At 57.1% G+C, this 20,178-nt stretch carries 14 protein-coding genes; 5 read left to right on the forward strand and 9 right to left on the reverse strand.

All coding sequences use genetic code 11. The features are described from left to right. Positions 1–84: 84 nt before the first annotated feature. The 4 genes from FHS27_RS26330 to FHS27_RS26345 all read right to left on the reverse strand — a co-directional run bounded on the left by FHS27_RS26330 (position 85) and on the right by FHS27_RS26345 (position 6,389). Complete coding sequence (locus tag FHS27_RS26330; protein ID WP_009095125.1) at positions 85–1,011, reverse strand: ABC transporter ATP-binding protein; 927 nt, start codon at positions 1,009–1,011, stop codon at positions 85–87. A 314-nt stretch (positions 1,012–1,325) separates the two neighbouring features. Then, on the reverse strand, positions 1,326–4,073 hold the full coding sequence (locus FHS27_RS26335; protein WP_246420969.1) for a hypothetical protein: 2,748 nt from the start codon (positions 4,071–4,073) through the stop codon (positions 1,326–1,328). Continuing rightward, positions 4,067–4,393, reverse strand: coding sequence for a DUF6793 family protein (locus FHS27_RS26340; protein WP_009103384.1), 327 nt, complete (start codon positions 4,391–4,393; stop codon positions 4,067–4,069). The genes FHS27_RS26335 and FHS27_RS26340 overlap by 7 nt, the downstream gene beginning before the upstream one ends. Before the next feature lie 307 nt (positions 4,394–4,700). Next, the gene (locus tag FHS27_RS26345; protein ID WP_009103382.1) at positions 4,701–6,389 is read right to left on the reverse strand and encodes an RNA polymerase sigma factor RpoD/SigA; all 1,689 of its coding nucleotides are present in this window, start codon (positions 6,387–6,389) and stop codon (positions 4,701–4,703) included. Positions 6,390–6,917: 528 nt separating this feature from the next. Between FHS27_RS26345 and FHS27_RS26350 the strand changes: the two genes are divergently transcribed. Together FHS27_RS26350 and FHS27_RS26355 are read left to right on the forward strand one after the other, a co-directional pair. After that, positions 6,918–10,148, forward strand: a complete 3,231-nt coding sequence (locus tag FHS27_RS26350) for a [protein-PII] uridylyltransferase family protein (RefSeq protein WP_184308687.1) — start codon at positions 6,918–6,920, stop codon at positions 10,146–10,148. A 53-nt stretch (positions 10,149–10,201) separates the two neighbouring features. Then, positions 10,202–11,281, forward strand: coding sequence for an ABC transporter ATP-binding protein (locus tag FHS27_RS26355; RefSeq protein WP_315854703.1), 1,080 nt, complete (start codon positions 10,202–10,204; stop codon positions 11,279–11,281). Between the two features lie 147 nt (positions 11,282–11,428). Here the strand turns inward: FHS27_RS26355 and FHS27_RS26360 are convergent, their stop codons facing one another. The 5 genes from FHS27_RS26360 to FHS27_RS26380 all read right to left on the reverse strand — a co-directional run bounded on the left by FHS27_RS26360 (position 11,429) and on the right by FHS27_RS26380 (position 15,747). Beyond that, on the reverse strand, positions 11,429–12,718 hold the full coding sequence (locus tag FHS27_RS26360; RefSeq protein ID WP_184308689.1) for a beta-ketoacyl-[acyl-carrier-protein] synthase family protein: 1,290 nt from the start codon (positions 12,716–12,718) through the stop codon (positions 11,429–11,431). A gap of 6 nt (positions 12,719–12,724) precedes the next feature. After that, complete coding sequence (locus FHS27_RS26365; protein WP_009103373.1) at positions 12,725–13,231, reverse strand: 3-hydroxyacyl-ACP dehydratase FabZ family protein; 507 nt, start codon at positions 13,229–13,231, stop codon at positions 12,725–12,727. Between the two features lie 4 nt (positions 13,232–13,235). Beyond that, positions 13,236–13,625: an acyl carrier protein gene (locus tag FHS27_RS26370; RefSeq protein ID WP_009103371.1), complete on the reverse strand. Its 390-nt coding sequence runs from the start codon at positions 13,623–13,625 to the stop codon at positions 13,236–13,238. Between the two features lie 35 nt (positions 13,626–13,660). After that, on the reverse strand, positions 13,661–14,185 hold the full coding sequence (locus FHS27_RS26375; protein WP_184308691.1) for a 3-hydroxyacyl-ACP dehydratase FabZ family protein: 525 nt from the start codon (positions 14,183–14,185) through the stop codon (positions 13,661–13,663). A 95-nt stretch (positions 14,186–14,280) separates the two neighbouring features. Then, the gene (locus tag FHS27_RS26380) at positions 14,281–15,747 is read right to left on the reverse strand and encodes an aminotransferase class III-fold pyridoxal phosphate-dependent enzyme (protein ID WP_184308693.1); all 1,467 of its coding nucleotides are present in this window, start codon (positions 15,745–15,747) and stop codon (positions 14,281–14,283) included. Between the two features lie 255 nt (positions 15,748–16,002). On the opposite strand from FHS27_RS26380, the gene FHS27_RS31225 reads away from it, so the two are divergent. From FHS27_RS31225 to FHS27_RS26400, 3 genes are all read left to right on the forward strand, one after another. Further along, positions 16,003–16,941, forward strand: coding sequence for a hypothetical protein (locus FHS27_RS31225; protein ID WP_246420971.1), 939 nt, complete (start codon positions 16,003–16,005; stop codon positions 16,939–16,941). Between the two features lie 18 nt (positions 16,942–16,959). Continuing rightward, positions 16,960–18,444 (forward strand): MBOAT family O-acyltransferase, encoded by a 1,485-nt coding sequence (locus tag FHS27_RS26395; protein WP_184308695.1) that lies wholly within the window; start codon positions 16,960–16,962, stop codon positions 18,442–18,444. A 91-nt stretch (positions 18,445–18,535) separates the two neighbouring features. Then, the gene (locus FHS27_RS26400) at positions 18,536–20,143 is read left to right on the forward strand and encodes a sugar porter family MFS transporter (RefSeq protein WP_184308697.1); all 1,608 of its coding nucleotides are present in this window, start codon (positions 18,536–18,538) and stop codon (positions 20,141–20,143) included. The last annotated feature ends 35 nt before the right edge of the window (positions 20,144–20,178 follow it).

Genomic DNA, 20,178 nt, shown 5'->3' on the forward strand with positions numbered 1-20,178 from the left:
CACGCCCATCGACCAGTTGCTGATCGGCTCCCGCAATTGCTAGCCGAGTTTGCCGGCAAGGCTCAATTGGTAGACCAAATTGAATTAGCTGACCAAACCTTGGGTCACGGTCATGAAGACGTCCTCGAGCGTCGGGTCGCGGTCGTTGAAGGATCGCATTTTGACGCCTTGTTGAATCAAGTACTCGAGCAGTTGGGCCAAACCTTCATCATCGGTCTCGAGTTCCGCGATCACGCGGTCAGGTCGGATCTCCAAATCACGCAGCGCCGGGCTGCTTCGGAGGATTGAAATGCCCGCATCGCCGTTTTCGGTGAATGATATCTCCACCATCCGGTTGCGGCGGATTTGGCGGTACACCGAATCGATCGGACCGTGCATCAGCAATTGGCCTCGTTCGATGATTCCGATGGACGTGCAGCAGTCGGCCAATTCGGTCAAAATGTGACTGCTGATCAAAATTGTTTTGCCCATTTTTCTGAGCTCTTTGAGCAGCGCCTTCACTTCGACACGGGCCCGCGGGTCCAGTCCGCTGGCAGGTTCATCAAGAATTAATACTGGCGGATCGTGGACGAGCGTTTTCGCGAGACAGAGTCTCTGTTTCATTCCGCGGGAGAGCCCGTTTACGAAATCATCGCGTTTGTGTCCGAGATCCAGCAGTTCGAGCACGTTGTCGATAATCGGGCCTCGTGCGGTGCGAGCGATGCCGTACGCTACTGCGAAAAAATCGAGAAATTCCCAAACCCGCATCCCGTCGTAGACCCCGAAGTTGTCGGGCATGTAGCCGATCGAACGACGCACGCCCATCGGATCACCCATCACGTCGAATCCGGCCACCTCGCCGCGTCCGCGGGTGGCTTTGAGAAGGGTCGCGAGGAAACGAATCGTCGTGCTTTTGCCCGCTCCGTTAGGGCCGATGAAGCCGAACGTCTCTCCTGCCTCGATTTGCAAATCGATGTTCTCGACGGCGGTGAATTCACCGTAGTCTTTGCCGAAACCTTCGAGCGTGATCATGGAGTGTTCTTTGATTCGGCTGGAACGAAGTAGAGACCGATTGCCGGTGAAGCGGTCCCGGGAAACCGGTTCTTGCTCCTGTTTAACTCACCGCCCTTCCCTGTGCAACGTTGTTGCCTTTCCCGTGCATCGCATTTGCCTGCCCCGTGCATCGTATTCAGTTAGTAACGAACTCGAGTCGGTCTTCCTGAGTTTACGGCAAGCAGGCAGTGTGATTGCGAACCGAAAACCATGTTCGGTTGAATGTTTGACTTGATACGCGGTGGAAAGCCGAGGTTGTCGGTGCGTTGTGGCGATGTTCTCGTTGGTGTGCGTTACTTGGGTTTGCGAATCAGATCGTTGACCAGATTGGCATCCGGGAGTGCTCGGGGACGCGGCGGCATGGTCAGGTGAGCCAATATCAATGTTTGGGCCCGCACCTGTTTGCAGTCCGGCGTGATGGTTAGATCGCCGAGAGGTTTTTCGACTCGGGCCACGAGCCTTGCTGAACCCGGTGGGATGATGCCGGGCGATAGCATCCGCTGCATCCAATCGGTCAGCCCCATCGGTAAGTCTGCGGGGACAACGAGGGTGCCCTCCGATTGCAACCGAATCGATTTGCGACTTCCCGGTGCGAGAGTGCCCATGTTCGCGATGCGTGTCGTTCCGTCGCCCGTCCGTTCGATTACAAACGCATCGAGTAATTCGAGTGAAGACTCGTTAACGATCGACGCCTGGTCGATGGAATTGTCCTCGCCGGAAGATGTGTCTGTCTCCGGTGCACGTCCTTGTACTCGTATAGTGCCTTCGATATCGATCATCTGTTCGGCGTGGAGGACTCCGTAGGAATTACTGCCGATCGAAACGTTGTCGAGCGAGGGGCCTGCGTCGAATCCGAATTGCAGTTCGGGTTCAATGTTGCCGAACAGGTTTGTCTCGGTGTCGTTTTGTGGACGCCGCGTTCGGACGACTTCGATCGCGGCATCAGGGGTTGCAAAGTCGACTCGGTAACGGCTGGCCAGCGAGTTGTACAAGCCGATTACGCGGGTGAGGTGACCGCGTGAGTAGTCCTTGGGCAACTCGAGCATCGCGAGTTCATTGCGACTACGGGCAAAACCGACGTCCAGTTGTGCCGCCCTCGCTACCCAAAATGCGCCGAGAATCGCGAGCGGCACCACCGCCAACCAAGCCCATTCCAACCGTCCCAGTAATCGAAACACGATGTAGTTGACCGGGATAAGAACAATCAAATAGATCAACAGGCTGCGGAACACGAGAGACGAGTCAGGGATCGAAACACCGATTTCCTGGCGCAGTTTGTCACGTCCCCACGCAACCATTGGGCTGTCGTTTTTCCAGCCGCCCAACCCTGTGACAGGGTGCGCCCAAAGGTCACCGCTGAGCCATGCGGCCAATGGGGCTGAGGCTCTCGAGGCGGGCGTCGCGGTGGCTGTTTCCGTATCCGTTGCGTCTTTGCCGTCCGCGTTTCTTTCGCTTGTGTTGGTGTCCGATTCGTTTGCGTTACTGTCAGGGATACGAGCAGGCATTCTTGAATCACGAGCGAAGAAACGAACACCGGTGTTGATCGAGGGATGAACCGTTTCGGTTTGAACACCGACGAACGTTTGATGCACCGGTGGCAATCCGGTCAGTTCCGCTTGTAGATCGTCCGGTGACAAAGTGGCCGACGGATCGTTGGGAAGTGTCGGTACAGTATTACCGCCGGTGACCGCATCCGGATTTCCCAAATGAAAAACACGTGGAGGGCGGGCGAGAATGGCTGCGTTGACGAAGCTGTCGTAGGATTGCCACGACGTTAACCAATCGCTCATCAGGTCAACGCGAAACTGCACGATCCGTCCGCGTCCAATGCGTTGCTCAACGAGCAATCCGCCGGCACCGATCTCGACTGCGCCGGGGCGTTTTTCGCCGGCAACGGCAACCTGCGTCGAGCTTTTTTCAATGTCGGACGTGACGGTTGCGACGGACAGATCTGTGTCGATGTTGTGTGAGCGAACGAAACGTTGGGCCTCGCTCGTATTGAGTTCTTCAACGCCGCCCGAAGTGATGGGTAAGAGGTCGCGGAACGAGCGGTCTGAGAGTGAGTCCACTCCGGCCGGACCGTTAACAATGAGGAGGCCGCCGAAGTGCAGCCAATCAAGGATCGCCGTTCGCTGTCCCATGGTCAGCGCCGTAACTGGAACGTCATCCCAAAGCAGGACTGCCGTTGAGGTCCAATCCATTGCCGTTTCGGCGATCGGCACAACACCTTGCGTTGGCGGGATAACGATTCGGTAGTTGTCGCGATTCTGTGTGAACGATTGCTCACTGCGGAAAGGGCTGGCCCAGTTCGCGGTCTGCAATCGGGTAAACCTTTCGGGGCGATCGCTCAGAATGACAAAGAAATACGTTTGTGCCTGCATCGCGGCGAAACGAGATGGCGGCAAGTCGAGGCGTCCGGTGGAATCATTCGACAGGAATTCACCGCCAAAGCGGATCGCATCGAACGTTTGGTTTCCGCGGTCGGGGACCAACAAACGCGTGTCGAGGCGGCGACGTTGGCCTTTAGGTAAGACAGCGGGACGACGGACGAGAGTGGATTTGGCGGATTCGAATTCCGCGGGTTCGAATTCACCGTCAAACGTAACTTCGGATCGGCCGACCTCTGCTCGTGTTTGCACGACACCGCGGCGGTCTTCACGGTTGCTTCGGATCGAAAATTCGGCGCTCGTCCAGTGCCCCGGTTTGACTGCCCCGTCGGGTGCACCGCTGTTACCCGCGTCCGGTCGGGACAGTGGGTACGCCTTCGCGGCAAGGGACGTGAAGGCGGGCTGTTGCTGTTCTAGCTTTTTCGCTTCTTCGTCTTCAGGTTGGCTCAGTCGGCAACCATCGCAACCGACGATCAGTGGCAATAGAACGATTGCGAACGTCCATAGACGATGGAAGAAATCGGTTCCATCGTTAGCAGGGCGATGTGGAGACTGCGGGCAATCGTTCGACACATTGTCGCGGCGGAGTGCCCGCGAAGATGCTCGTTCATCATTGTCGAATCGGGACCACGCTCGGGAGAGCGTGGTTACCATCCCATCACCATGTTCGATTCGATGGCTCGGCGAGCTTGATCGACATCACAACCGGTTTCCATGCGATACAAACGAATCGCGTTGACCTTGTCGCCGGCCGATTTGCTGAGGCAATCGCGTGCGATCATGCACGGGTCGAGTGTGCGGTCGGTCAGTCCCAAGGCACCTTTACTGATGACCCAGGAATCACGTGGACGCTTGGTGATCCGCAGCACTTCGTCTTCCGGATACGCATCGTCGACAACCTCCTGTGCGGAGGATTCGTCATCGGCCCATGTGATGATAATGTGAGCGTCGGTTTCGATTTCGAACAAAGGCATGGCGCTATCTCAAGAAGGGGCGAGCACGAGAGGTGAATCGCGGCACGGGCCGGCTTCGATCGCACTCGAATCCTCGGCCCCGCCGCATGCTCAGCATAGGCACCACCGCCGGTGTCGGCAAACGGGGAGGCCCCGACATCGCCGCAATTTGGTTTATTCTAAAGGAGAACCGAGCCGCGATGAGATAGCGGACAGGCGTTGCCTGAATCCCGCAGACGGCCGACGCTGAAACCGTAGTCTCGCGGTCGTCGGCTCGCTCATAGAACCCGTAAACTTAGAAACAGGCCGTGAATGACTGAAGGGATTTCTAGATCGCTTCGCTGCCTTCGAAAATCATCAATTCCGCACCGTCGAGGAAACTGACCAGCGATTTGGCACGGTACGGCTGCTGCAGTTTACGAACCGCTTTGCTTTCGATTTGACGCACACGCTCGCGAGTCACTTGGAAAATGCGTCCGACTTCTTCGAGCGTGTAGGTGTAACCGTCGGCGAGGCCGTAACGCAGGCGTAGGATTTCGCGTTCACGGTAGTTCAGGGTTTCCATCGCCAAATCGATTTGCCGCTTGAGCGCCTCGCGGTTGGTTTCCACCAACGGGTCTTGGTCGCGATGGTCTTGCAGGAACTCACCGAACGCGCTGTCTTCGTGATCGCCGACCGGTTGGTCCAACGACAACGGTTGACGGCTCATCTTCAGGATCACGCGGGTGTCGTCGAGCGTCAGGCCGCTGCGGGCACAGACTTCTTCCGGGGTGGGTTCGCGGCCGTGTTCTTGAACGAGATCACGCGTGATTTGGCGGATCTTGTTCATCGTGTCGATCATGTGAACCGGAACGCGAATCGTGCGGCTCTGGTCGGCGATCGCACGAGTGATCGCTTGGCGAATCCACCATGTTGCGTAGGTGCTGAATTTGTATCCGCGGGCATGTTCGAATTTATCGACCGCTCGCATCAGACCCGTGTTGCCTTCTTGGATCAGGTCCAAGAACGACAGCCCACGGTTGCGATACTTCTTCGCAATGGACACAACCAAGCGAAGGTTTCCGGCCGAGAGCACGCGTTTGGCGGCATCGTAATCGTCACGCAACGTGTCGCAGCGGTCAACGCGTCGTTGCAGCGTGCGGGGAGTTTCGTAGGTCAATCGCATCAGGTAACGCAGTTCGCCACGCAATTCTTCGGCCGTCGGCATTCCCGCCAGAGCGAGCTTTTGCGGTTCGGCGAGGATCTGACGGATCTCGGTCATGCGGAGTGCACTGCGACGCAATTTTTCGAAAATCGGCTGCAGTTTATTGGTCCGCAGGTTCATCTCTTCGACCAACCGAACTGCTTTGTTGCGGCGGATGACGAGGTTGCGCCATGCCGCACGACGCCGACGCATCGGTTGTGATTTGTTGACCGCGACCAGGTAGTCGCCGCGGTTTTGTGCGAGCAGATGTCCCAGAGTTCGGGTGTTGGGGACGATCCGTTTCATGATCGCCTTTTTCTCAGACGCGTTCGTTACGCTGACTTCGATCGTGCGGTCCAATCGCAGTTGCTTGTCACGGACCTGTTGCAGCAGTTTGAGTGCTGCCTGCAGCATGAAATCGGTCGCCATCATGCAATGCCGATAACGCTCGCGGGTGGCTTCGATTTGGACGGCCGCGGAGACTTCCTGGTCGCGAGTCAGCAAGGGGATCTGGCCCATTTGCATCAGGTACATGCGAACCGGGTCTTCGGTCGGGTCGTTGGGGATCTCTTCCCGGCGGGCGAGCAGGTCTTCTTCGGACATGATCGCGAGGTCGGATTCCTCGGAGATCGCGTCGGCGAAGTCTTGGCCCATGGTGCGTGACCGGCGGGAGACGGAGTCTTCGGCGTCGAATGCGTCATCCTGCAAACTGCGGCTGCTGAATTTTTTGCCCATCAAGCTTTCCTCGGTTCCCGGTTGATTCTCAAAGCGGTTCGAGGGAAGGAACCAAGCACTGTCAGTGCCATCAGACGATTGGGGCAAAGCATAAATCATTGCAAGCTGTTGTCACGAAAGAGGTTAGGTAAGATATCTCACCTGTGGGGATGGGATGAATGCGGCGTGACGTGTGGTGTCCACTCATCGTGATGTTGCATCCACGCAACACCTGATGGATTCCGCCCACTCGCCTCAACGTCTGGTCTTTTCATGCTCTTGACGTTCCCCCGTCCTCGCATGTCAAAAAGTAGGTCAGGTTTCGCGACATATCTAAAAAAGCGGCTGTTTCATTACGAAAATCGACTCCGCTACACCAATCCTTTGCGCCCGTCTAAACTCCGATTCATGGTGGTTGTTACTCTTGTTGTTCGCGAACTTTGAATGGATCCGGGGCAACATTTTTTGATCATCTGGGTGGATCGACTCAAATTCGTCGTTGCTCCGTTAGACTCCCCCTGCATTTGGAAAGTTCCCGATCACGATGACAGGACGACTTTGCTTGCAAAAATCCGCACCGAAGAGCCCGTTCGGGATGTTCCTTGAGCCTTTCTTGACGATGCCACTCGCCCCCGGGGATCGATAATTGTGACCGCAGCCAACCCTTGGACCGATTTCCAGCCGCTCGATGACTCGATTTTCGTTGACGTCCCGGGGGCATTCCGCTCGCTCAACGAGATCGCAGCCAGTGGTGCGCCCGAGGATTTGCTGGCTGGGCTTTGGAAGGCACTTCGCGAGCACCTCGGTTCGATCGATTCACCCGATGATTGCGTCCGATGGCTGTCCCGTTTTGTCGAGGTGTCACGGAGCCCCACTTCGTTGTTGGCGTTGTTCGAACGCGATCCTCAGGCGTTGCCGTCTCTGCTGCAAGTGCTGTCGACCAGCAACGCGGTCGCGGAGCTTCTGATCGGGGACCCGGAGAGTTTTGATCTGTTGCGTGCGAGCGACGGTCGACCCGCCTCACGTGAACTCCTCAGCGATGAACTCGGTGCCGAATTGCGAAACGTCGCGTCAATCCCTCGTGCCGCCGTTGCGATCCGGCGTTATGCGGGGCGTGAGATGTTGCGAATCGCCTATGGGGAGTTTGTCCGCGGGTTGCCGCCGGATCGTGCGGCCCGGCAAATCAGTCATCTCACAGATGCGGTTTTGTCGACGTCTCTGGAATTCACAATCCAACAGACCGCCGAGCGACTGCATTACCCTCAACGGATTGACGGTTCGAATCCGAAGTACACCATCATCGCGTTGGGGAACTACGGCGGTGAGGAGATCGGCTACGACTCTCCACTGGATCTCTTGCTGCTGTGCGATCAGATCGATCGAAAGAACGAGAGCCATCTCAAGTTCAACCGTCAAATCGCCTCCGGCCTGATCAGCCTCCTCGGTTCCAACCGTGGGCCGGTCGTGTCGATCAACCTGCGGTTCGTTCAGCAACCTGGTGAAGACGTTCCTGGTACCGATACGCAGCGTCTGAGCGATTATTCTCGCACGGGAGACGCATCCACTCGTCAGGTTGAGTTCCATGATGTTGTCGATGCGGCGGCTTATTTCGAGCGAGAGAACCAAACCTCCCATCGGCTCGCCTTTGTCAAAGCACGTGTGGCAGCGGGGGACCGTGAGCTCGGTGAACGGTTCCTTCAGCGGATCGAGCCGTGGGTATATCACCGTTTGCTCAGCCGCAGTGAAATCGCGGACATCCGAGTGCTACGGCGCAAACTCGAGAAACGTGCCTTGTCCGCGGATACCGAACACGGAACGCCGATTGCGGATTGTCCCGGTGGACGACGGGACATTGAGCTGACGATTCAGTTCTTGCAGTTGCTGCACGGCGGCGAGTTGCCGGAAGTCCGCGTGACCGGGACGCTCGACGCGATCGCGGCATTGAATCGTCACGGTTGTTTGACACAGCAGGAGGCGTCCATTCTGTCTGAGAACCATGCACGTTTGTGTCGTCTGGAGCACCATCTCGCGGTCCTCTTCGATCATCGTGTCACGCACTTACCCGACGACGATGCGGTCCGCACTCGGTTAGCGTGGCGATTAGGGGTTCGTTTGCCTAGCGATTCCCAGTCCGAAATGGGGGCGTTGGCGTATGGGGATCGTGAGCGGTTCGAGCATCTGCTTTCGGAAACGTTCGAAGTCAATCGAAAGATCATCAACCACCTCATGGTTCAAGACGTCGCGGCACGGCCTGTCGTTTCGTCGGGGGCGATTCTTCCCAGGGCGGATGCGGGCAAATCGATTGATAGCGATGATGTCGACGCCGTCGAAATCGAAACCGAGCTGATTTTGGATCCTGATCCGGATCTAGACACCTATCGCGAAGTTTTGAAGGGGCATGGGTTTAAAGAAATCGATCGAGCGATCGACAATCTTTCGGCGCTGAGTCACGAGACGGTTTCGTTTCTATCGCCGCGTCGGTGCCGGCATTTCTTTGCGGGAGTGGCTCCTGCATTGTTGCGAGAAATGTCGACGACTCCCGCGCCCGACAAGACTCTCGCGCGGTTGGTCGAGGTGACCGGTTCGATCGGGGCAAAGGCGACTCTGTGGGAACTGCTCGGCACCAACCACGCGACCTTATCGTTAATGATCCGGTTATGTTCGCTCGCGCCCTATCTCACCGGGATTCTGATTGAGAATCCTGGAATGATCGACGAACTCGTGGATTCATTGATCATGGATCGGTTGCCGAGTGCCGAGAGGCTCGACATGCAAACGATCCGGTTGTGCCAATCCGCCGACGACCTGCAGCCGATTTTGCAGACATTTAAGGCCAGTTGTCATCTGATGATTGGCGTCCGCGACTTCCTCGGTAAGGAGTCTGTGGATGCGATCGGAGAAGCACTCAGTCATACCGCTGAGGCGTGTCTGCGGCGGGTGATCGAGAGCGAGCAGGAAAGGTTGGCGGCGCGATTCGGCGACCCGATCGATAGCGACGGTGAACCGGTCGAGATGGTCGCCGTCGCGCTCGGTAAATTCGGTGGCCGTGAACCGAATTATCACAGCGACCTCGATCTGACGTTCCTCTACACCGCTGAAGGTGAGACGCGGCGTCGCGTCGGCGGCCCTCGGACGACTCTCTCGAACCGGCAGTTCTTTAACCAGTTGGCCCAGAGCGTGATTCGTAAAATCGATTCCGAAACGGATCGGCTCTACGAAATCGATATGCCGTTCGCACGCGGTGCGGATGAAACCGTGCTGACGCATTCGATTCAACAATTTTCGAAACCGTTTCGGCATGGCGGGGCACCGCTATGGCAACGTGTTTCGTTGTGTCAGGCTCGCCCTTGTGCGGGATCACGGCGTGCCTTGCAACTTGCCTCTGACGCGATCCGAAAGGCAATCGAGCAGACGCCTTGGCGTGACAGCCATTTTGCAGAAATGAAGGCTCTTCGTCACCGCAGTGAATCGACCGCCACACCCGGAAATCTGAAACGGGGAGTCGGCGGCACGGTGGATGTACAGTGCATTGTTGCGGCGGGAGTGTTGAAGTCGTCGAAACCCGGTTCCCCACACATCTCGACCGGGATCGTCGCTGCACTCGGCGATCTCGCGGACGCGGGCGTTTATGATCGATCGGACGTCGATACGCTGATTGAAAACTATCGCTTCTTGCGAACACTCGAGGCGAAGTTGAGGTTGATCGGAACTGCGTCACGACACGAGTTACCACTGTCGACAGATGGTGGCGTCAACACGCTTGAAATGAAACAGTTGGCAGTGTTGCTGGAAATGTCCAACCCCAGCGAGATCGTTCAGCGATGTGAAGAGACTCGGAAGTCAAACCGTCGGTTGTTCGACCGGTTATTGTCGGCGTGAACACCGTGAAAGATGAGGAACCAATTGCTGCGCCGAATTTGAAGTTGCGGGGTGTGAGCAAATCGTTCGACGGCGAACGTGTTCTCGACGGGTTGGACCTGAGTGTTTCCGAAGGGGAGTACGTCGTCGTGTTGGGGCCTAGCGGGTGCGGCAAGAGCACGCTGCTGCAGATCATCGCGGGCCTTGTGCCACTGGATGCCGGTACGGTTGAGTTCGCGTTGCAGTCGCTCGGGCGTGTGGCACCGAAAGACCGTGATGTTGCGTTTCTATTTCAAGACGACCGTCTTTACCCACATTGGACGTTGCGACAAAACCTTCGTATCGCAATGGACCGGTCTCCGGTGAAGTCAAGTGGCAACGACGTTATGTCTGAGCTGGCACGTCGTTTGGGCATCGATGGGCTGCTCGAACGACGTCCAGACGAAGTCAGTGGTGGGCAATTGCGGCGGGCGGCGTTGGTGAAAGCGTTGTTGCGTCAACCGGCTGTTTGTTTGCTCGATGAGCCTTTGTCGGCAATCGACATGATGTTGCGTGAAGACTTGATTGCTTTGTTGGCGGACTATCCAAGGGATCGCGGGAGTTCGTTATCGCAAACGTCCATCTTGCACGTCACGCATGACGGGGAAGAGGCGATGCGGTTGGCGGATCGGATCGTCGTGCTCGGGAGTGGGCGGGTCCTGCAGTCAGGCACCCCGGAATCAATCTATCGGTCGCCCTGCTCTCTAGAAGTCGCCAAGGCTATTGGAACTCCGCCTGCAAATCTGATTCCGCTGAGGTGGCTTCGTTCAGTGTTTGCGAGCAGCTACGAGGCAATCCTGCAATCGTTACCCGGTTGCGATGAAACGTCGTTCCTAGTGCTACGTCCAGAGAGCGTTGAGATCACCGATCAGTCCGTTGGCAATGATCAAGTGACGGTCGTGAGTGAAGATGCGTGGAATGTGACAGCCAGCGTGATATCGTCACGTTTTGTTGAGGGGCGTTGGCTGACGAGGCTGGCACCGGTTGCGGAGCCGGGCACGGTTTGGACATTCGCAACGCGGCATCGACCGGGAACGATAGGAAAGAACGTGGTTGCGCGGATTCCACTGTGCGACCTCGTTGCAGTTCCCGGAGCAACCGGATGCACGGCGTAGAATTACGTTGCGTCCAGAACGAGGGTGAACCGGAGAGGCGGGCGCATAGGCGTTTGCCACAATCGCGAGACGGTGCATCGCTTTCTGCGAACGTTGCTAACGCTCGTCAGCCCGCGTCTTTAAGGAAACGTTCTAAACGTTTCCCGTCTAGCCGTTGAATCGGCTGAGGCAGAGGGTCACGTTCTGGCCACCGAAGCCGAAGCTGTTGTTGAGGACATTCTTGAGGTCCGCTTCGCGAGCTTCGTTGGGCACGTAGTCGAGATCGCAGTCAGGATCCGGCGACTCGTAGTTGATCGTTGGCGGCAGAACGCCGTCACGAAGAGCCATGAGGCACACGATCATTTCGGTCACACCCGCCGCCGCGATGAGGTGCCCCATCATGCTCTTGGTGCTGCTGACGGGGGTTTGCAGCGCCCGTTCGCCGAAGACTTCGCGGCAGGCCTTGGTTTCGACGCGGTCGTTAACCTTGGTGCTGGTGCCGTGCGCGTTGACGTAGTTGATATCAGCGGGTGCCAGGCCGGCGTCGGCGATTGCCATTCGCATTGCAGCGATGCCGCCGTGTCCGTCCGGTGGAATGTCAGTAATTCGGTACGCATCGGCTGTCGTGCCGTAGCCGGCGACTTCGCCATAGATGGTGGCGCCACGTGCTTTGGCTGATTCGAGTTCTTCGAGGATGACCATGGCGGCACCTTCGCCGAGCACGAACCCGTTGCGTCCGGCATCAAACGGACGGCTCGCCTTGGTTGGCTCGTCGTTGCTTTCCGACAGCGCGGTGAGCAGATTGAATCCGGTCACGCCGAACGGGTGGATCATGCTGTGTGTGCCACCGGCGAGCATCGCATCGGCTTCGCCACGACGGATGATTTCAGTCGCTTCACCAACGGCTTGGCTGCTAGCCGCACAAGCGGTGAGGCAGTTGAAGTTGGGGCCTTGCGCGTTAAAACGCGATGCCAGGTGCGCGGCCGGCATGTTCGGTTCTTGTTCGAGTTCTTTGGCGGGATCGAGCAAATCGATTCCTGCGGCGATGAACCGTTTCGGATCGTAGTCGCCCGACGACAACGCGGCGGTCATCATGCGGCTGAACGTGCCGAAGTCCTGGTTACCTTCACCGCTGCCGAGGTAAACGCCGAAACGAACCGGATCCGAGATCGCGTCGAGCACGCCGCTGTCTTCGATCGCTTGCGTTGCCGCGGCGATTGCGAATTGGGTGTGGCGTCCCCGGCGAACGTGTTGCTCGCCGTCGTCGACTGCTTTGGTGATATCCCAGTTTTTGATTTCGGCGCTGATCCGGGTGGGGAACCCGGTTGCATCAAAAAGTGTTGTCGGAGCAACACCGCTTTGACCTTCTTTCAGACCGGACCAGACCGTCGTGACATCCCAACCCATGGGGTTGATCATTCCGATCCCAGTAACGACGACTCGGCGACGCGACGACATGGACGCTCAAAGGTTTTTGTAGTAAGGAATCGGTTTGCCTTCGGCGGTGACCGCGACATGAAAAAAGTTCATCAGTCGCAGCATCGCCCGGAGGTCACCGGGATTGAATAGAGGCCCATCAACGAGATGCCCCTCTTCTAAAAATGCAAACATCAGGTCGACTTCAGCCTGCAACTCGCCGTTGCAGTGGCTTGTTCCGCTAACGATCGCCCCGAGACCTTGCGTCCGACCGAGCCGGACATGGTAGTTCAGAGTGTCGCCGGGTTTTGCAGGTGCATGGTATTTTACCGTTCCGACCTTAGCCAAGACCACGCGTTTGGTGAATTGGAAATGCTCGTGAACGAGAATTCCACCCACCTGAGCGAGTCCCTCAATGATCAACGTCGGCGGCAGCACGGGGAATCCCAGACTGTATCCGTCGAGGACTTCCTCGTCGAGCGCAACGTTCTTGATGCCGCTGGCATGCGAACCGCTGACGAATTCGGTGAAACGATCGACCCAGAACCAACGCATAAGATTAAGCGTTGACCTTGCTGCCGACGTAGCTGCACAGGTCACCTACGGTGAGCAGGTTGCCGAAGTCTTGAACTCGTGGGTTTTCTTCGAATTTCGACAGGTCGGCCCATGGCATCCGGGTTTTCAGTTCGGTCATTCCGTCGGCCGTGACCACGCCGTCTTGGACGTATTGGCTGTTAGTCAAGATGTCTTCAGGCGACAGTTCTTCGCGAGGGATTTGGATGTCGAATGATTTTTCGAGTTTGAAAACGATATCGAGAAAGTCGATCGATTCGGCACCGAGGTCACCAACGAGGGTGGCGTCGCGGGTCGCTTCGTCTTCGTCTACTCCGAGAGCATCGACCAGCGCGGCTTGCACCTTTTCAAAAATTTCGTCTTGTGACAGCGACATCGTGCGTTCCTATTCTTGGTTTAACTAAAAAAGTATTAGGGGGTCATGGTTGGCGAGGTGTTTTCCCCTGGTTGCACGAGGGCAGCTACAGGAGGGCAATCGCCGTAAAGTTGGAAAAATTGCTCGCGAGCGAGACGTTTGAGGTCGGTGTCGGTATCAAGATGCTCAGGATCGCCACTAGAGCAGCTTTCTAAAATCAGACGAGCGGCCACCGTTGTGCGGTCACCTTTTCGTGCGATGGCCTTCACCGTGGTCATCGGCCCGTCGGTCTTGGAAATCTCGGCTTCGATCGTCAGCGTTTCGCCCGGCGAGAGGAAATCGCCGAATTTGACGTTGCGGACTTCCCGTACCAAAACCAGGGCGCTGTCGAAGTCCGGAGACATGCGAATTAACCAGACCGCGGCCTGGTGCAACGCCTCGAGCATCATCACACCGGGCATGACCGGGAAGCGTGGGAAATGGTCTTGGAGGTACTCCTCATCCGCGGCCAACGTGCGCTCGCCAACCAGCTTTTGGCCGGGTTCGAGTAGGGTGATGCGATCGAGTTGACTGTATTTCATGTGGGGAATCTTAGTGGTCCGCCCAAAACCCCTCAACCGGAGATTCAGCCCAGAAATGCCTGCTTCGCAAAAATTTCCCCTTCCGAACAGCTCTCCTAACCCAATTTTGCTTTCATTTGGGTCAGGCCTTGGTCGAGCAACGCGATCGCCGCATCAATGTGGGCGGTTGTGGTGATCGCCGGTGGGGGAAGGAAACGCATCCGAACCGGTGCTGCCCCGCAGAGGAAACCGAGCAGACCGAGGTCGTAAAGGATCCCCATCAACAATTTCGCTTGGTCGAGCGATCCGTCGCCGGGGGTAAAGCCGATCATCATCCCTTCGCCATAAGGGCCCCGAATCAAACCGTCATGCTTCGCCGCGAGCTGCTCGAGCTGAGTGGCGAAATACTGATGGTTGGCCATATTCGCGCCATCGGCGCCGAAACAGCCGCGTGATTCGAGCTGATCGAGTGTCGCCAGACCGGTTCGAATCGACGAGGTCGAGCCCGTGAATGTCTGGCTCAAAATCGGGGAGGTGGGATGGAATTCCTTGCGATACAGGGTCGCGCATACCTGAGTGATTTTGCCCACGGTGACAATGTCGGCGAACGATTCGAGCCCGTAGTGTTGGAACGCGAACGGCTTGCTCGTTCGGGAGAACGTTTGGATTTCGTCGAAAATGATCGGAATCCCGGCTTCTCGAAGCGGTCCGCATAACGCCGCGAAAAAATCGTGGCTGCCCGCGTAATAGCCGCCTTCGCCCGCAATCGGCTCGGCCCAGAACGCGGCGTGCTTCTTGGGATATCGGGCGAGCAGGCGTTTCAGCTCGTTAACCGCCCAACGCGTCGAACGTTCGGGAGCATGCGGGTCGAGAAACGGAAGGTAATCGACTTGAATGGCGAGCGGGATGCCGTCGCGATAGCTGGGCCGATCCGTCAGTGCCGCCAGAGCGATCGATCGCCCGGCGAAGGCGTTGTCAAACGCGATCACGCGGTTGGCCGGTTGGGCATGGTGAAACGCCAGTTTGAGCGCGTTCTCGTTGGCCATCGCGCCACTGGTCGACAACAGGCCGTGCTCCAACGGGGCACCCGTCTGGCTCGCGAGCGAGAGCAGCCTGCTCAGCATTTGGACGCTCGGCACGTTCTGTTGCAGGTTGCCCTGCATCACGGTGTCTTCGATCGCCGCATCAATGCCCGCGTCAATGATCGAGGGGTGAGAGTGCCCGCACCCGTGAACGCCGATTCCACCAATGAAATCCAATTTGACGCTTCCGTCGGCTAGCTCCACATAGGGGCCGTTGCCGAGCCCCGACGCAAAATAGGGCCACAAAGGTGGACCGCCTCGAGCCCGAACGTACTCCGCCGTGATTGTTTCATACGAGTCGCCGAGTTGAGCGTTGGCCGACGCGACGCGGTCCAGCCCATCTGCATGTTCTCGAACCGCCTCGGCGATCAGACGTTTAGCCTCAGCGATCCGGGGATCGTTCTGCAACGCTGTGGCATGCAACGGGGACGCGTTTTTCTGATCGCTCGGTGCGTCGGCGGGCGACGCGTCTACGGAGGACGAGGCGGCGGGAGATGTCATGAGTTTCGTTTTCGCTGAGAAACGCAGGGGCTAAGGGAGAGCAACGCGGCGACACATCATCGTCGGTCGCTCCGGGTTTGACAATCGATGATTGTTTGGGGTTCGGCATCCTAGGCAATTTGCGTCGCCTTTGTGTTTCCTTCCGATTGTTTTGGTCTTAGCGATCCTGCGTCGTCGATAAGCAATGCGGTAGCGAAGAAGTTTCGCGTACTCCGTTTTAACGAATGAGACCATAACACGATGATGGTAACCGCGATGAGCCGCAAACTGAGATTCAATCTGACGAGACTCCCTTCCACCACGCCAGCGATCGTTGCTTGCGTGATTGTGGTCGCGTGTTCTGGGCGAGCGACCGCTCAGGGCGTTTGGGCCGAACCCGCATGTGGGACCGAACCGGTTTGTGGCGTGGAGCCAGTTTGCGGTGCCGAACCAGTCTGCGGCGCGGAACCTGTCTGCGGCGCGGAGCCGGTGTGCTCCTGCAACGAACCTGTTTGCGGATGCGAACCATCGTGCGGGTTCGAACCCTCTTGTGGTCTTGAGCCATCCTGTGGTTTGGAACCGGCATGCGGTTGCGAGCCGGCATGTGGGTTCGAAACGGGAGGTTGTGGTGAACTCCTCGGTCCAGAGAAAGGCCTGCTCGCCAAAGCCAAATGGAGCAAGGCAGGTCCACTGCACTGCATGCTCGATAAGGTTGCCGGAGGAATTGAAAAATTGGTCACACATCGATGCAGCATGCCGCGACGGGCCAAACCAGATTGCCAATGTGCGACGTGCTCGCATACCGTCGGTCACATGTCCGAAACTTACATCGAGCAAGAGCCGATGTTGATTTCGCCGATGCAAGAGACCGTTCAACCGGTTCCTCATGTTCATCCTGCCGCACCCGTGATGCCGGCTCAACCTGCACCACGCACGACGATCCGGCGCGACATGCCCAACCCGCCGACGCTGCCATTGCCTTCGAACAACTTCGACCGTCCCGGTCGTGCGTTCGATGAATTGAATGACCCCTTTGAAGACGACTCGGCTAGTCACACGGCCCAAGGGCCGCGTGGTATTCTGCAGGCCACGTTCGCACAGGGTGATACGGAAACGCACAGCCACGCCGATTCCCTGGGTGATTCAGGCGTTGCACGTCGCCCCGAACAGGCTCAACAGGAAGTCGACGTTTACGCGGACTACTTCCGCGAATAAGGACCGGAAAGCTAACCGTTGAATTTCGCTCAAGCTGAATTTCTCATCTTCTTATGCGTCGTCCTGGTTGTAGCCTGGACGGCGGGGGCGAACGATCGCCGGATACGCAACGGTTTCTTGCTGGCGGCGAGTTACTATTTTTATGCCTACTGGGACTATCGTTTCTGTGGGCTGTTGTTGATTTCGACGCTGGTCGATTTCTTCGTCGCTCGCCGAATGGCGTCGTGTACTTCGCCACATCGGCGAAAAGGATGGTTGATCGTCAGTTTGATGGTCAACCTGGGGATGCTTGGCTTCTTCAAGTATTTCAACTTCTTCCTCGACACGGCCCGTCCGTTGATCGAGTCGCTTGGCAGTCACGCGGGCACGCTGAACGTGATCTTGCCTGTCGGCATTTCTTTCTTCACGTTTCAGACGCTCAGTTACACGATTGATGTCTATCGTGGCAAACTGCGCCCGACGTCCAGCCTGTTAGATTTCGCTCTCTACGTTGCGTTCTTCCCGCAATTGGTTGCCGGGCCGATCGTGCGTGCAACCAACCTATTGCCTCAACTCGCCGAAGTTCCTGAGTTTCGCCGGCGGATGATGTATGGCGGTTTTCAGCAATTGCTACGCGGTGCGGTGAAAAAAATCTTGATCGCCGATCGTTTGGCCGAGACCGTCGACGTGGTTTTTGCGGGAGTGGAGCTGTATAGCAGCGTGAGCGTGTGGATCGCGGTGATCGCCTACGCGGGACAGATCTACTATGACTTCTCGGGCTACAGCGACATGGCGATTGGGATCGCCAAAATGCTTGGGTATCGTTTCCCGGTCAATTTTCGGCATCCCTATCTCGCGACGTCGATGTCCGAGTTTTGGCGTCGTTGGCACATCACGCTTTCGACTTGGCTGCGCGATTATCTCTACATCCCTTTGGGGGGATCTCGTGGGTCGTCATTCGCGACGCAGCGAAATCTGATGATCACAATGACCCTTGGTGGACTGTGGCATGGTGCCGCAGTGACCTACGTGTTGTGGGGGCTGTGGCACGGGGCCGCGCTGGTTATCGAGCGATATCGTCGAGCCGCGTCGAGGCTTCCACGTGTCATTCGATCTCGTGTGGTGCGTTGGTTTTTGGTGATGATCGTTGTGCTGATGGGATGGGTCTTGTTTCGCAGTCCCGATTGGACGACGGCGATGCAAGTGTATCAGCGTTTGTGGATGCCTTGGCTGTCGGTGGCGATTGATGGATCAGCGATGGACGTATCAGCGATGAGCGGGGCAGCGACAGATGGAGTGGGGGCGTTGGGTGAAACGGCACGAATCGTTTGGTTGCCGCCACTGACGCTTTTGATGATCGCCATCATGGTGATCGAGCACGCGGTTTGGACAACACGATTGCGACGTTGCATGCGACTGCCGCCTGACGCGTGGTACAGCGGTGTGGCAACGGCGATGATGATTTGGAGTCTCCTGCTCTACGCCCCACGCGGTTTCCGGCCATTTGTGTACTTTCAGTTCTAGATCGCGTTGGCGGAGTGTCATTGCGCCTCGCATGCCGTTAAGTTGGCGTCGTATGTGTATAGGCTTGTCTCGCTGTGATGGATGAATTGATATGCCGAGTCGTTTGTTTCTGTGGGCGTTAACGTCTGCCCTCGCCGGTTTTTTGTTCGGTTTCGATACCGTCGTTATCTCGGGAGCCGAGAAAACGATTCAATCGTTGTGGTCGCTCGGTCACGCGCAGCATGGGCTCGCGATGAGCATGGCGTTGTGGGGAACGGTCATCGGATCGCTGGTCGGCGGTTGGCCGACGGATCGGTTCGGTCGTAAGTCAACGTTGCTTTGGATCGGGATTTTGTATCTCGTTTCCGCGATCTGGTCAGCTCTTGCGACGGACGTTTATTCGTTCATGATCGCCCGACTGATCGGTGGGATCGGGGTCGGTATCTCGACCGTCGCGGCGCCACTTTACATCTCGGAAATATCGCCGCCCGCTCGGCGTGGTCGGCTCGCGGGGATGTTTCAATTCAATATCGTCTTTGGGATCTTGGTCGCGTTCGCATCCAACGCGCTGCTCGCAGGAATCGGCGAGAACGCGTGGCGATGGATGCTCGGCGTCGAAGCCATTCCCGCGTTGATCTATTCGTTGATGTGTTTGAGATTGCCTGAAAGCCCCCGTTGGTTGATCTCCCGACGCGGCGATGAAACGGAGGCACGGCGCGTGATCCGATTGGCCAATCCGGATTTGACCGATGAGGAGGTGGAGAGATTGGTGCGGCGGATTCAAGACTCCGCGGACGAGAAAACAGCGTCAGAGCCGTTTTGGACAACGCGTTTGCGAATCCCAATTTTGCTCGCCTTCTTAGTCGCGTTCTTTAACCAGCTTTCCGGCATCAACGCAATTCTGTATTTCGCACCGCGAATTTTTGAGATGACCGGATTGGGGCAACAGGCCGCCTTGATCCAATCGATTGGCATCGGTGTGATCAATTTGCTGTTTACGTTCATCGGTTTGTATTTGATCGATCGGCTCGGACGCCGAACGTTGCTGTACATTGGATCGTTCGGATATATCGCGTCACTCGGGTTATGTGCCTGGGTGTTTTTTGCGTTTGCTCCACAGTTCCAGGTTGCAAACTCCGCGATCGCTGTCAAAGGATCGATTGCTGCGTATGAAAAAGCCGATGCGTTGCCAGTGCGAAACGAATCCGATTTGGCCAAGTTTCAATCCGATATCGATGAGTCCAAAGCGGCGCTCGTTACCGCGTCGCAGTCACCGGAATTCGAAGGTGATCCGGTCGAGTTTACCGGCACTGAAAGTTCCCAGACCGTCGTCGCCTTGGCCGATACCGCAATGTCACAAGCGAGTGACGAGTCAGGTTTCGGCGGAACCCTGGTGATGCTCGGGATCTTTGCCTTCATTGGTGCTCACGCGGTTGGCCAGGGAGCGGTGATCTGGGTTCTCATTTCAGAGATCTTTCCGAACCGACATCGTGCCGCCGGGCAATCGCTCGGCAGTTTCACTCACTGGATATTTGCCGCACTGCTGACGACGGTCTTCCCGTGGTTCATCGGTAATTTTCCACCGTCGTTCGTGTTCGGCTTCTTCTGTTTCATGATGGTGCTGCAACTCCTTTGGGTTGCCACAATGGTTCCTGAAACGAAGGGGGTGCCGTTGGAGGAGATGGAAGCCAAACTGGGGATCCGATCGGTCGAAGGTTGAGAGCGTTAACAAACCCTTCGACCGGTTGGCGATTG

The organism is Aporhodopirellula rubra (assembly GCF_014192335.1).
GTDB lineage: Bacteria > Planctomycetota > Planctomycetia > Pirellulales > Pirellulaceae > Rhodopirellula > Rhodopirellula rubra.